Genomic DNA, 13064 nt, shown 5'->3' with positions numbered 1-13064 from the left:
GCGCGATGCGCTATGAACTGACCGATCTCCGCCTGTTTCTTGCGATCGCCGAGGCCGGAAGCCTGTCCGGCGGCGCCAACGCGGTGCACCTGACCGCCTCTTCCGCCAGCTACCGCCTGAAGAACCTGGAGTTCGCGATGGGCGTGCCGCTATTCAAGCGCGAGGCGCGCGGCATGGAGCTGACCGTCGAGGGCGCGTTCGTGCTCAAGCACGTGCGCTTGCTGCTGGCCGGGGTCGAGCGCATGCACGGAGAGGTCAGCGGCTTCGCCAGCGGCTTGAAGGGCAGCGTCAAGCTGTTCGCCAACAGCAGCTCGCTCAACGGTTTCATCGTGCCCAGCCTGGGCCGCTTCCTGTCGGCCAATCCCAACGTCAATATCCTGCTCGAAGAGCGCTCCAGCACCACCATCGAGGCCGCGATCGCGGGCCAGGAGGCCGATATCGGCATCTTCGCCGGCCGCGCGCAGTCGGCCGGCGTCAATGCCACGCGCTATGCGGTCGACGAGCTGATCATCGCAGCGCCGCTGAACCATCCGGTGGTGGACAGTTCGCCGGTGCGTTTTCCGGCGGTGCTGGACCTGGATTTCGTGTGCATGAACCGCAGCACCAGCAATTTCATGTTCCTGCGCGACATGGCCAAGCTGGCCGGCAAGACGCCCAAGGTGCGCATCCACGTGCATACCTTCGACGCGGCGCTGTCCATGGTGGAGGCCGGCGTGGGGGTGTCGCTGGTGCCGCGCAGCGTCGCGGCCGGCGCGCTGCGCGAAGGCCGGATCGCGGCCGTGGGGCTGCGCGAACCCTGGGCGCGGCGCGAGCTGACGCTGGTCACTGCGGCCGGCTCGCCGCCCTCGCCTTTCGTCGAGCAGGTGGCCGGCTACCTGCTCGACGATCCCATCGTGGCGGCCACGCGCGAGCAGGACTGACGGCGCCCGGCGCGCGCCGGCTCAGGATTTCGCGCGGCGCTTGCTTTCCAGGAACTCGTTCATGAATTTCTGGGGCTCGCCGGTGTTGAAGGCGGCGCCGAATTCCGCGACGCTGTCCTCGATCGCTTCGTCCACCGACATCGTCTCCCAGCGGCGCAGCAGCTTTTTCTGCTGGCGCAGCGCGGCCGGCCCGAGCGCGGCGAAGCCTTCGGCCAGCTTGCGCACGGCGCCGTCCAGTTCGGCCTCGGGCACGGCGGCGTTGACCAGGCCCCAGTCGAGCGCGCGGCGGGCGTCGATCAGTTCGCCGGTCAGCAGCATCCAGGCGCTGTTGGCCGCGCCGATCAACGGCGGCATGAGCGCGGCGTGGATCACGGACGGGATGCCCACCTTGACTTCGGGCATGCCGAACTGCGCGTGGTCGGCGCAGATGCGCAGGTCGCAGGCCAGCGCGAATTCCAGGCCGCCGCCCAGGCACCAGCCCGGAATGCGGGCGATGACGGGAACCGGGAAATGGCGCACGGCGTTGCACAGGTCGCGCAGGTTCGAGATGAAGCGCCGCGCCTTCGCCTCGTCCAGCGCCGCCATTTCGGCGATGTCGGCGCCGGCCACGAAGGCGCGGTCGCTGGCGCCGCGCAGCACCAGCACGCGCACCGAGTCGTCTTCGCGCAGCCGCGCCAGCGCTTCGCGCAGGCCGTCGATGACCGGGGTGCTCAGGATGTTCAGGACGCCGGCGTCCTGCATGGTCAGGGTGGCGATGCCGCCGGCCTCGATCTCGGCGCGGGCATGGGCGACTTCAAAGGTTCTGGTGTTCATGGGATCTCCTCTTACTGCATTTTCTCGAATTTGATGTCGGCCACCACGCTTTGCCAATGCTGGTTGGACTTGGCGATCAGCGCGCCGAACTCCTCGCGCGACATGGGGCTGGGCACGGCGCCCTGGCGTTCGATGGCGGCGACCGTGTCGGGGTCGGCCAGCGCCGCGCGCACGGCCTGGTTCAGCTTGTCCAGCACGGGCTCGGGCACGCCCGCCGGCGCGGCCAGGCCGAACCAGGACGGGTTGTTCATGGCAGGCAAACCGGCCTCGGCGTAGGTCGGCACGTCCGGCAGCACCTTGAGCCGCTGCCTGGCGGCCACGGCCAGCGGGCGCAGGCGCTCGCCCTGGATCAGCGGGTAGGACGACGGAATATTGTCGAACACGACCTGCACTTGTCCAGCCACCAGGTCGTTGAGCGCCGGACCCAGGCCCTTGTAGGGCACGTGCAGCATGCGGGTGCCGGTGGTCTTGAGGAACAGTTCGCCGTTCATATGGCTCAGGCCGCCGTTGCCCGAGGAGCCGAAGGCGTACTTGTCCGGGTTGGCCTTGAGCAGCTGCAGGAAGGAAGCCAGGTCCCGGGCCGGCAGCGTCGGGTTCACGACCAGCACGTTGGGCACGTCGGCCAGGTTGCTGATCGGGGCGAAATCCTTGACGGGGTCGTAGGAACTCCTGGCGTAGACGTTGGGATTGACGGCGTGCGAGCTTTCCACCGCCATCACCAGGGTGTAGCCGTCGGCCGGCTGCTTGGCCGCGTAGGCCGAGCCGATGTTGCCGCCGGCGCCCGGACGGTTCTCGATGATGACGGATTGGCCGAGCCGCTCGCCCAGCTTGTTGCCGACCACCCGCGCGATGATGTCGGTGGTGCCGCCCACCGCGTAGGGCACGACCAGCCGGATCGGCCGGTCGGGGTATTCGGCGGCGGCCATTGCGGGCGCGGCCAGGCAGGCGCACAGCGCCGCCACGTGGAATTTTATGGATTTCATGGTTGTCTCCTCGGTTGAATCATCTGGTGGGGGAATCCGGCAGCACGCTTGCGGTGTGCTCGCCCAGCAGCGGCGGCGCCGCGCCCAGGGCCTCGGGCGGGGAGCCGGCAAGCAGCGGATTGCGCACCAGGCGCAGCTCGCCCAGCCTGGGATGCACGGCGGTCTGCACCAGGCCCCGGTGCTGCACCTGCGGATGCGCGAACACTTCGTCCAGCGTGTGGATCGGTCCCCAGGGCACGCCGGCCGCGTCGAAGGCGTCGGTCCAGCGCTTGCGCGGGGCGGCGGCCAGGGTCTGCGCGATCAGCGGGCGCAGGCCGTCCATGTGCGCCAGGCGCGCGCTGTTGGTGGCGTAGCGCGCATCGGCCGCCCATTCGGGATGGCCGGCCACGCCGCAAAAGCGCGCGAACTGGCCGTCGTTGCCGATGGCCAGGATGAGGTGGCCGTCGGCGCAGGCGAACACTTCGTACGGGGCGCAGTTGGGATGGGCGTTGCCGCTGCGCTGCGGGGCCACGCCGGACACCAGGTAGTTGGCGCCCTGGTTGGCGTTGAGCGCCACCGCCACGTCCAGCAGGCAGATGTCCAGCGGCATGCCGCGGCCGGTCCGGTCGCGCTGGCGCAGCGCCGCCAGCACGGCGGAGGTGGCGTACATGCCGGTCATCAGGTCCACCACCGCCACGCCGGTGCGCAACGGCCCGGCGCCCGGCGTTCCGTCGGGTTGTCCGGTGTAGCTCATGAGGCCGCCCATGCCCTGGAACACGTAGTCGTAGCCGGGCTTGCCGGCCAGCGGACCGGACTGGCCGTAGCCGGTGATGGACAGGTAGATGAGACGCGGATTGATGCGCGCCAGCGAGTCGTAGTCCAGGCCGTACTTGCGCAGCCCGCCCGCCTTGTAGTTCTCGACCAGCACGTCGGCGCCGGCGGCCAGTTCGCGCACGCGGGCCGCGCCCGCTTCGGTGGCGAAGTCGATGGCCACCGATTGCTTGCCGCGGTTGCAGGCCATGAAATAGGCCGACATCGACGCCTGGCCGTCGGCCGAGCGCAGGTCGGGCGGGCCCCAGCCGCGGGTATCGTCGCCGCGCTCCGGGTGTTCCACCTTGATGACCTCGGCGCCCATATCCGCCAGGTTCTGCGTGCACCAGGGGCCCGCGAGTATGCGGGAGAGGTCCACGACTTTCACGCCCCGCAAGGCCGTGTGCAGCATAGTGTCTCCGTGATTGAAACGATCCGGAAAATTATGCTGGCCCGCTCGCGCGGCGAGGAGTCGAATGTTTCGAACGCTGCGTTCGTCGGCGTTCAAACGGCGCGTCCGGCCCTATGGGACGGCGCGCCGCCTTGGTCCGGCGCGAACGCCGGCTTCGAATCTTTCGTATGGCGTCTCAGCCGTCCGAGGCCGGCGTCTTGGCGGCGCGCACCGCGAACACCGCGTTGGCCTTGAGCATGACGCGGCCTTCGACCTGCAGCCGGCAGGTGGCGTAGATCAGGCGCTTGCCCTGCTTGTCGATCTGCACGTGGGCCTCGAGCCAATCGCCGGGCCTGACCGGATTCAGGTACTCGACCGACATCTGCACCGTGACCACCGACACCTGCCCCTGCTGCGCGATGGTGTAGCCCAGCGCGCTGTCGGCCAGGGTGGCCAGCAGCCCGCCGTGGGCGATGCTGTGCATGTTGGTGTGCGCCTCGTCCAGCCGCAGGGCCAGCACGCAGTCGGCGTCGCGCTTGTACAGCGCGCCGAGCTCGGCCAGGTGGGTCATGAAGGGACTGCTCGGGCGCCAGGGCTCGAAACCGGAAGGAACTTGGGCTGTCATGTGAAGGCGGGGTCTGAGTGGGAGTCGGAGTAAGATTTACACGATAACCAACACCCTAACAAGGCAGGAGCAGTAAAGATGGCGAAAGTCGGCATGGTTGGAATCGGCCTCATGGGCCATGGCATCGCGAGCAATCTGGTCAAGCACGGTCATGCGCTGACGGTGCTGGAGCACCCGGGCAACCAGCCGCTGGACGCGCTCAAGGCCGCCGGCGCCGCCAGCGTCACCGACGGCGCCACGCTGGCGGCGCAGTCCGACGTGATCATCCTGTGCGTCACCGGCAGCCCGCAGGTCGAGGCCGTGCTGCTGTCGCCCGGCGGCGTGCTCGAAGGCCTGCGGCCCGGCACGGTGATCATCGACTGCTCCACCGCCATCCCCTCCTCCACCGAAAAAGTGGCGCAGGCCGTGGTCCAGGCCGGCGGCCGCTTCCTGGACGCGCCCATGACCCGCACCCCCAAGGAAGCCGCCGAAGGCCGGCTCAACCTGCTGGTGGGCGGCGACGCCGCGCTGTTCGAGGAGTGCAGGCCGCTGCTGGCCTGCTTCGCCGAGAACATCACGCACGCCGGCCCGGTCGGGGCCGGCCACCGCATGAAGCTGCTGCACAACTATGTGTCGCTGGGCGTGGTGGCGCTGCTGTCGGAAGCGGCCGCCTGCGCGCTGCGCGCCGACATCGATCCGGCCGTGTTCGCCGACGTGCTGGCCAAGGGCGGCGGCGGCGGCGTGGCGCTGGAGCGCATCAAGCCCTACCTGCTGGAGCAGGACCCGTCCTCGCTGCGCTTTTTCATGTCGAACGCGCAGAAAGACCTGTCCTACTACAACACCATGGCCGCCGAGACGGGCGCGGTGCGCGAGATCGGCGCGGCCGTGCAGCACACCTTCGACCAGGCCGTGACGCAGGGCGGCGGCGAGCGCTACGTGCCCGAACTGGTTTCGCTGCTGAAAGACCGCTAGCCGCGCTTCAGCGCCCGCCGGCCGCGGCAGCCTGCCCGGCCAGCAGGCCGCGGGCGGGCAGGCGCAGCGAGATCAGCGCCGCCGCCAGCAGCAGCGCGCCGGCCGAGCCGAAGGCCACCCAGTGCGTGCCGAAGGTTTCATAGGCCCAGCCGCCCAGCCATGAACTGATCATGCCGCCGACCTGGTGGCCCAGGTAGGTCAGCCCGTACAGCACGCCCACCAGGCGGATGCCGTAGACGTCGGCCAGGATGGCCGAGGACAGCGCGATGCTGCCGGCCCACGCGATGCCGCCGATGGTGGCCGCCCCGTACAGTTCCCAGTCCGCGCCCACCATGACCAGCGCGAAGAAGCCCAGCCCGCGCACCAGGTAGATGGTGGCCAGGATGTTGCGCCGTTCCACCTGGTCCGACAGCCGGCCCAGCACCAGCGTGCTGAAGATCGCCACCAGGCCGATCAGGCCGATGCCCAGGGAGCTGGTGGTGGCGTCGAAGCCGTGGTCCATCAGCATGGGCACGCCGTGCGTGCCCAGCAGGTTCATGCTGAAACCACAGGCGAACAGGCCCAGCGCCACCTGCCAGAAAGGCAGCGTGCGCAGCGCGCCGCGCACGTCGGGCGCGGCGCGTGCGGGCGCGGGCTTGGCGGCAGCCGCCTTGTCGACGATCTGGTGAGGCAGCAGGTCGGCGTGCTCGGGCGCCTCGTCGCGCATGATGAAAAGCGTCATCGGCACCGTCATCAGCGCGAACAGGACCGCGAAGCCCAGCATGGTTTCCTTCCAGCCCACGACGGAGATGGCGAAAGTCAGGGCCGGCGTCATCAGCGCGATGCCGGCCATCGAACCGGTGGACAGGAAGAACAGGGCCATGCCGCGCTGGCGCGTGAACCAGCGGCTGATCACCGGCGTCAGCGCCACCGGGCTGGTGAAGGCCAGGCCGATGGACAGGGCCACGCCGAAGGACAGCAGGAATTCGATGGGCCCGCCGGCGAACACCGTCCAGATGCACGAGGCCACCACGATCGCGGTTCCGGTCAGCAGCACGAAGCGCGTGCCGCGCGTGCTGACCAGGTAGCCGGCCAGCGGCATGCCCAGTCCATAACAGAGCATGCCGACGGCTACGATGCCGGACAGCATGCTGCGCGTGAATCCCAGGCTCTCGGCCATGGGCAGGAAGAACGGCCCGATCGCCATGCGCAGCCCGACGGTCAGCAGGGTGAGTACCGCAGCGGCGCCAACGATGTTCCAGCCGAAATACCAGCCGCGCGGCTGTTGCTTGTCCACGTGTGTCTCCTCGTCATCTTCTTATGGCCGCCCGCGCAAGGCGGCTTGGGCCGGCGGATGCCGGCCCGCGTCATATTACTCCCGGAGATATGCGCCGGCGGCGCGGGGGCTGGAAAAGCTGTCCGGTGACCGGCCGCGCCTATTCCCGGCGGGCCGCGTCCGCCAGTTCCAGCTCCTCGGCGTCGTTCCTGTGCGCCAGGCGGTACAGCGCCGGCAGCACCAGCAGCGTCAGGATGGTGGAGGAGATGATGCCGCCGATCACCACCGTGGCCAGCGGGCGCTGGACTTCGGCGCCGGTGCCGGTGGCGATGGCCATGGGCACGAAGCCCAGCGAGGCCACCAGCGCCGTCATCAGCACCGGGCGCAAACGCGTCAGGGCGCCGATGCGCACGGCCTGGCCGACGGATTTGCCTTCTTCGCGCAGGCCGCTGATGAACGACAGCATGACCAGGCCGTTGAGCACCGCCACGCCGCACAGCGCGATAAAGCCCACCGCCGCGGTGATGGACAGGGGGATGCCGCGCAGCCACAGCGCGATCACGCCGCCGGTCAGGGCGAACGGAATGCCGGTGAAGACCAGCAGGCCGTCCTTGACGTTGCCGAACATGGCGAACAGCAGCGCGAACACCAGCAGCAGCGCCGCCGGCACCACGATCTGCAGGCGCTCGGCCGCGGACTGCAGCTGCTCGAAGGTGCCGCCCCACGAGGTCCAGTAGCCGGCCGGGATCTTGACCCGCTCGCCGATGGCCGCAGTGGCCTCGGACACGAACGAGCCCAGATCGCGGCCACGCACGTTGGCGCTGACCACGATGCGGCGCTTGCCGTCCTCGCGCGAGATCTGGTTGGGTCCCGGCGCCAGGTCGAAGCTGGCCACCTCGCTCAACGGAATGTAGCTTGCCTGGGCCTGCCCTTCCTGCCTGGGCAGCGCCACCGGCAGCTTGCGCAGCGCCGCCAGGTTCTCGCGCACCGATTCGGGCAGGCGCACTACGATGTCGAAGCGCCGGTCGCCCTGGAAGTAGGTGCCCGCGTCGCGCCCGCCCACGGCGATGGCCAGGGTGTCCTGCACGTCCGCCAGGCTCAGCCCGTAGCGCGCCGCGCGGGCGCGGTCGATGTTGACCGTCAGCATGGGCAGGCCGGTGGTCTGCTCGACCTTGACCTCGGACGCGCCCGGAATGCCTTGCAGCACTTCCGCGATCTCGGCGGCGGTCGCGTTCAGCACCTCGTTGTCGTCGCCGAACACTTTGACCGCCACGTCGCTGCGCACGCCCGAGATCAGTTCGTTGAAGCGCAGCTGGATGGGCTGGGAGAATTCGTAGTTGTTGCCCGGCACCTGGGCCGCCGCCTCCTGGATGGCCGCCAGCAGCTCGGCCCGGGTCTTCTTGGGGCTGGGCCACTGGTCCATGGGCTTGAGCATGATGTAGCCGTCCGAGATGTTGGGCGGCATGGCGTCGGAGGCGATCTCGGCCGTGCCGGTGCGCGCGAACACGCGCTCGATCTCGGGGAACTGGTGCTTGAGCCGCTTTTCCAGCTGCTTTTGCATTTCGACCGACTGCGTCAGGCTGGTGCCCGGGATGCGCAGCGCCTGGATGGCCATGTCGCCCTCGTTCAGGCTGGGCACGAACTCGCTGCCCATGCGGGCCGCCAGCACGCCGCACAGCGCCACGAACACGGTCGCGCCGGCCAGCACGGCCGGGGTGCGGCGCAGCGCGGCTTCGAGCAGCGGCTCGTAGCGCCGCCTGGCCCAGGCCATCAGGCGGTTTTCCTTTTCCGCGACGTGCCTGCCCATGAACAGCGCCACCGCCGCCGGCACGAAGGTGACCGACAGGATCATCGCGCCCAGCAGCGCCAGCACCACGGTCAGCGCCATGGGATGGAACATGCGCCCTTCCACTCCGCTCAGGGCGAAGATCGGCAGGTACACGACCATGATGATCAGCTGGCCGAAAAGCAGCGGGCGGCGCGCCTCGCGCGCGGCGGCGAAGACCTCGTGGAAGCGTTCGCCGCGCGTCAGCGGCCTGCCGTGGTGCGCCTGCGCGTGGCTCAGGCGCCGCACGCAGTTCTCCACGATGACCACCGCGCCGTCGACGATGATGCCGAAGTCCAGCGCGCCCAGGCTCATCAGGTTGGCGCTGACCTTGTAGCTCACCATGCCGGTGAAGGTGAACAGCATGGACAGCGGGATGATCATGGCCGTGATCAGCGCCGCGCGGATGTTGCCCAGGAACAGGAACAGGATGACGATGACCAGCGCCGCGCCTTCCAGCAGGTTCTTCTTGACCGTGGCGATGGCCTTGTCGATCAGGTTGGTGCGGTCGTAGACCGTCACCGCCTGCACGCCGGCCGGCAGCGACTTGTTGATGGCTTCGAGCTTGGCGGCGACGGCCTGCGACACGGCGCGGCTGTTCTCCCCGATCAGCATGAAGACCGTGCCCAGCACCACTTCCTCGCCGTTGCTGGTGGCCGCCCCGGTGCGCAGTTCGCGCCCGATGGATACCTCGGCCACGTCGCGGATGCGGATGGCCTGGCCCTGCACGGTCGCGAGCACCACGTCTTCGATGTCCTGCATCGAGCGCACCTGGCCCGGCGCGCGGATCAGGTACTGCTCGCCCTTGCGTTCGATGTAGCCGGCCCCGATGTTGGCGTTGTTGCGGTCCAGCGCGGTCATGATGTCGGTCAGCGCCAGGCCGTAGGAGGCGAGCTTTTCGGTGCTGGGCGCGACCTGGTACTCCTTGGCGAAGCCGCCGATGGCGTTGATCTCGGTGACGCCGGCAATGTTGCGCAGCTGCGGCTTGATGACCCAATCCTGGATCTCGCGCAGGTCCATGGGGGTGTAGGGCGTGCCGTCGGGCTTGCGCGCGTCGTCGGCCGCCTCCACCGTCCACAGGTAGATCTCGCCCAGCCCGGAGGAGATCGGCCCCATGGTGGGCGTGATGCCTGCGGGCAGGTTTTCCCTGGCCTCCTGCAGACGCTGGTTGACCAGCTGGCGGGCGAAATAGATGTCGGTGCCGTCCTCGAAAATGACGGTCACCTGGGACAGCCCGTAGCGCGACAGCGAGCGCGTCTGCTGCAGGCCCGGCAGGCCCGCCATGACGGTCTCGATCGGATAGGTCACGCGCTGCTCGGTCTCCAGCGGCGAGTAGCCCGGCGCGCCGGCGTTGATCTGCACCTGCACGTTGGTGATGTCGGGCACGGCGTCGATGGCCAGCCGCGAGTAGTTGTACACCCCGATGGCGGCCATGCCCAGGGTGACGAAGAGCACCAGCCATCGCTGCTCGATGGCGAAGCGGATCAGGCGTTCGAACATGTTCCGCCCCCGCCTCAGTGCGCGTGCTCGGCGCTGGCCTTGCCCAGCTCCGACTTGAGGACGAAGGTGTTCCTGGCGGCGTAGCGCGCGCCCGGCGCAAGGCCCGACAGCACCTCGACGCGCTTGTCGGAAGCCTTGCCCAGCGCCACGGGCTGGACCAGGAAGCCGCCCGGCACTTCGACGAACACGACCGGCTCGTTGTCTACCGTCTGCACCGCGTCGGCGTCCACCGTGACGGCGGCGTCCGCGGTCCTGGTCACCACGTCGACGGACACGAACAGCCCCGGCCGCCAGGCCATGTCGGGGTTCTCCAGCGTGACCCGCGCCGTGGCGGTGCGGGTCTGCTGTCCCAGCAGCGAGCCGATGTACGACACCGTGCCGGCCGCCTTGCCGTCGAAGGCGGCCGACGACACCGTGGCCGCTTCTCCCACGCGCACGTCGTGCAGGTCCTTGGGCGCGATCACGAATTCGGCCCACACGGTGCGCAGGTCCGACAAGGTGAAGATATTGGCGTTCTCCGGCAGGGCCTCGCCCAGCGCGATGTGCTTTTCCACCACCACGCCGTCGAACGGCGCACGGATCTCCAGGCTGCCCAGGTCCTTCGAGCGCGTCGCCGCGCCCACCGTGCGCAGCTTCTGCTCGGCGTTCTGCACCGCGATCTCGGCCTCCTGCAGCGCGGTGCGCGCGGCCTGGTAGTCCTGCTCGGCGGACACCTTCTCCTGCCACAGGCGCTGCTCGCGCCTGTGGGTCTGCGCGGCCAGGTCGCGGCGCTTGACCGCCGCCAGCCATTCGCTGCGCAGCTCCGACAGGGCCGTGCTGGACAGCACCGCCAGCAGCTGGCCCTTGGCGACCTGCTCGCCCAGGTCGGCCGACACGCTTTGCACCACGCCGGCCATGCGCGGCACGACGTGGGCGGTGCGGTCCGCGTTGAACTTGATCTCGCCCGGGAACTGCACCGACGAGGCCAGGGCCGCCGGCTCGGCGACCGCCGTCCCGATGCCGGCGATCGCGATCTGCTCGGCCGACAGCGGGATTTTTCCTTCTTCCTTGTCGAGCACCGCGCGCACCGCGCCGCCGCCCGCCCAGGACACCGTGGCTTCGATTTCAAAGAAATGCGGCTCCCCGATAGGCTGCTCGCTCACCAGCGCGTCCGCCTCCCGGGTGAAGCTCAGCCGCTCGGGCGCGGCGTACGGACGGCGCAATTCCGCCGTGACGGCGAGGTCGGCCGCGGCAACCGGCTTGTCCTTCTGGTAGCCGCGCAGCTTCAGGCGCGCGCGCCCGCCCCGTTCCTCCAGCAGCAGCTCGACGCTGCGCTCGCCGTCGCGGGTCAGCTCGCCGCCCTGGGGCCCGGCTTCGGCCTTTGCGTGTCCGTGGCCGGCCTCGCCGTCTTCCGCCGCGGCCTGCGCCAGCGGGGCCAGCAGCAGGGCCGCATACAGGCTGGCCGCCGCCGCCGCGGCCCGCATCGGGAAGATTCGTTTGTTTTTCTGCTGTGCCATCTCTTTAGTACTCGTTTCAACGTCCCAGAATGCGGTCGATGTCCGCGGAGGCCTGATATACGGAGGCCAGCACCGTCAGGTAGGCGATGTTTCCGTCCGACAAGGTCCGCTGCGCGTCCAGCACCTCCAGAAAGCCGAACTTGCCCGCCTCGAATCCTTTGCGCGCGGCGTCATACGCCTGCGCCGCGCCCGGCAGCACCGCCGAGCGGTAATCGCGCGCGGCGCCGACCGCCAGGTCGAAGCGCGTCACGGCCTGCAGCAGTTCGGCGGTCAGCGAGGCCTGCAGCTCGCGGTACAGGTCCTGCGCCTTGTACGACTGCATGGTGGCGGCGTAGACGTTGCCCTGGTTGCGGTCGAACAGCGGCAGCGGAATGGAGACGCCCAGCTGGGCCTTGTTGCGGCCGGCCTCGTTGTCGCGCGCCACGCCCGCGCTCAGCGTGATGTCGGGATAGCGCTTGCTTTTTTCGACTTCGAGCTGGGCGCGGCCCAGGTCCACGGCCAGCTTGCCGCCGGCCAGCTTGGGCGAAGCCGCGAGCGCGGCGCGCAATTCGTCCAGCGACGCGCGCTCGGGCAGCGTGTCCAGGTTCCCGCCCACGCTGGTGAATGCCGGTTCGGCTTCGCCCCACAGCAGGGCCAGCTTGCGGCGCGCGCCCAGCAAGGCGGCCTGCGCCTCGCGCGCCTCGATCCGCGCGCTGGCCAGCGCCACCTGCGCCTTGGAGCCCTCCAGCGGCGGCGCCTTGCCCGCCGCCACGCGCCTTTCGGCCAGGCGCAGCGCGTCGCTGGCGATGTCCACGCTGCCGCGCGTGACGCGTACGGACTCCTGCGCCACCGCCACGTCGAAGAAGGCCGCGATCACCGCGGCCCGCAGGCTTGCGCGCGAGTCCGCCAGGTCCTGCTCCGCGATGTCCCGCGACAGGCCGGCCGCCTTGATCCGGGCGGCGCGCTTGCCGCCGGTCTCGACCGGCACGTTGAGCATGGCGGTGGTGGTGCGCGTGGCCTTTTGCGTGTCGTCCACGCTCACGTCGATGGACGGGTTGGGCAGCACGCCGGCCTGGGTCAGCAGGCCGCTGCTGGCGGCGGCCTCGTTGCGGGCCGCGGACAGGCCGGGATTGCGCTCCAGCGCATAGGCCAGGGCGCGCTCCAGCGTCAGCGCGGCGCCTTCGTCGGCCGCGGTTGCAGCAATGGGGTTTCGGGCGCCGCCCGTTTCCTGCCCCGACGCCGGGGCGGTGATCATCAGCGCCGCCAACGTCAGCGGCAATACGGATAAGCGCATGGATTCAAGGAAGAGAGCTTTCGGAACGAGGAAATTACGATCCGGCAATGTATCCAAGCGTCCTCGTCAATCGACCGACAGAAAAATGACATTTCTGTCAGCTTCGCGCGCCTTACGAAAACGTAATCAGGGCGTCTGCCAATTGACAGGCTGGACTCCGTAGAGTGTCACCGTCGATTAACAAATCGCGTGTATAGGCCGGCCGGGCAGAACCCGGGCAGGCCACCGCCTCAACCAAGGAGC

Annotated in this window: 10 protein-coding genes; 2 read left to right on the top strand and 8 right to left on the bottom strand. The window is 69.3% G+C overall.

Translation table 11 applies throughout. From position 1 onward, the window contains the following. Positions 1 to 5: 5 nt before the first annotated feature. Positions 6 to 920 (top strand): LysR family transcriptional regulator, encoded by a 915-nt coding sequence (locus AC1M14_RS07905; protein ID WP_479731349.1) that lies wholly within the window; start codon positions 6 to 8, stop codon positions 918 to 920. A gap of 21 nt (positions 921 to 941) precedes the next feature. Here the strand turns inward: AC1M14_RS07905 and AC1M14_RS07900 are convergent, their stop codons facing one another. From AC1M14_RS07900 to AC1M14_RS07885, 4 genes are all read right to left on the bottom strand, one after another. Next, positions 942 to 1733 (bottom strand): enoyl-CoA hydratase, encoded by a 792-nt coding sequence (locus AC1M14_RS07900; protein ID WP_479731348.1) that lies wholly within the window; start codon positions 1731 to 1733, stop codon positions 942 to 944. A gap of 11 nt (positions 1734 to 1744) precedes the next feature. Beyond that, positions 1745 to 2716, bottom strand: a complete 972-nt coding sequence (locus AC1M14_RS07895; protein WP_479731347.1) for a Bug family tripartite tricarboxylate transporter substrate binding protein — start codon at positions 2714 to 2716, stop codon at positions 1745 to 1747. 19 nt (positions 2717 to 2735) lie between these two features. Further along, positions 2736 to 3917, bottom strand: coding sequence for a CaiB/BaiF CoA transferase family protein (locus AC1M14_RS07890; RefSeq protein WP_111827198.1), 1182 nt, complete (start codon positions 3915 to 3917; stop codon positions 2736 to 2738). A gap of 175 nt (positions 3918 to 4092) precedes the next feature. Further along, positions 4093 to 4521: a PaaI family thioesterase gene (locus AC1M14_RS07885; protein WP_102772642.1), complete on the bottom strand. Its 429-nt coding sequence runs from the start codon at positions 4519 to 4521 to the stop codon at positions 4093 to 4095. 78 nt (positions 4522 to 4599) lie between these two features. Between AC1M14_RS07885 and AC1M14_RS07880 the strand changes: the two genes are divergently transcribed. Continuing rightward, the gene (locus tag AC1M14_RS07880) at positions 4600 to 5472 is read left to right on the top strand and encodes an NAD(P)-dependent oxidoreductase (protein WP_102772643.1); all 873 of its coding nucleotides are present in this window, start codon (positions 4600 to 4602) and stop codon (positions 5470 to 5472) included. Positions 5473 to 5479: 7 nt separating this feature from the next. Here AC1M14_RS07880 and AC1M14_RS07875 read toward each other — a convergent pair whose 3' ends face one another. The 4 genes from AC1M14_RS07875 to AC1M14_RS07860 all read right to left on the bottom strand — a co-directional run bounded on the left by AC1M14_RS07875 (position 5480) and on the right by AC1M14_RS07860 (position 12821). After that, positions 5480 to 6748, bottom strand: coding sequence for an MFS transporter (locus tag AC1M14_RS07875; RefSeq protein WP_479731346.1), 1269 nt, complete (start codon positions 6746 to 6748; stop codon positions 5480 to 5482). 139 nt (positions 6749 to 6887) lie between these two features. After that, positions 6888 to 10052: a CusA/CzcA family heavy metal efflux RND transporter gene (locus AC1M14_RS07870; RefSeq protein ID WP_479731345.1), complete on the bottom strand. Its 3165-nt coding sequence runs from the start codon at positions 10050 to 10052 to the stop codon at positions 6888 to 6890. A 14-nt stretch (positions 10053 to 10066) separates the two neighbouring features. Continuing rightward, complete coding sequence (locus tag AC1M14_RS07865; protein WP_479731344.1) at positions 10067 to 11548, bottom strand: efflux RND transporter periplasmic adaptor subunit; 1482 nt, start codon at positions 11546 to 11548, stop codon at positions 10067 to 10069. A gap of 16 nt (positions 11549 to 11564) precedes the next feature. Continuing rightward, positions 11565 to 12821, bottom strand: a complete 1257-nt coding sequence (locus AC1M14_RS07860) for a TolC family protein (RefSeq protein ID WP_479731343.1) — start codon at positions 12819 to 12821, stop codon at positions 11565 to 11567. Positions 12822 to 13064: the final 243 nt, after the last annotated feature.

It is taken from the genome of Achromobacter sp. SX5, from assembly GCF_056711425.1.
This window is presented reverse-complemented; position numbering and strand designations above follow the sequence as displayed.

Bases quoted from the DNA above. Each gene is read 5' to 3' on its own strand.
- AC1M14_RS07905 (WP_479731349.1), top strand. From the start codon at position 6: ATGCGCTATGAACTGACCGATCTCCGCCTGTTTCTTGCGATCGCCGAG.
- AC1M14_RS07900 (WP_479731348.1), bottom strand. From the start codon at position 1,733: ATGAACACCAGAACCTTTGAAGTCGCCCATGCCCGCGCCGAGATCGAG.
- AC1M14_RS07895 (WP_479731347.1), bottom strand. From the start codon at position 2,716: ATGAAATCCATAAAATTCCACGTGGCGGCGCTGTGCGCCTGCCTGGCC.
- AC1M14_RS07890 (WP_111827198.1), bottom strand. From the start codon at position 3,917: ATGCTGCACACGGCCTTGCGGGGCGTGAAAGTCGTGGACCTCTCCCGC.
- AC1M14_RS07885 (WP_102772642.1), bottom strand. From the start codon at position 4,521: ATGACAGCCCAAGTTCCTTCCGGTTTCGAGCCCTGGCGCCCGAGCAGT.
- AC1M14_RS07880 (WP_102772643.1), top strand. From the start codon at position 4,600: ATGGCGAAAGTCGGCATGGTTGGAATCGGCCTCATGGGCCATGGCATC.
- AC1M14_RS07870 (WP_479731345.1), bottom strand. From the start codon at position 10,052: ATGTTCGAACGCCTGATCCGCTTCGCCATCGAGCAGCGATGGCTGGTG.
- AC1M14_RS07865 (WP_479731344.1), bottom strand. From the start codon at position 11,548: ATGGCACAGCAGAAAAACAAACGAATCTTCCCGATGCGGGCCGCGGCG.
- AC1M14_RS07860 (WP_479731343.1), bottom strand. From the start codon at position 12,821: ATGCGCTTATCCGTATTGCCGCTGACGTTGGCGGCGCTGATGATCACC.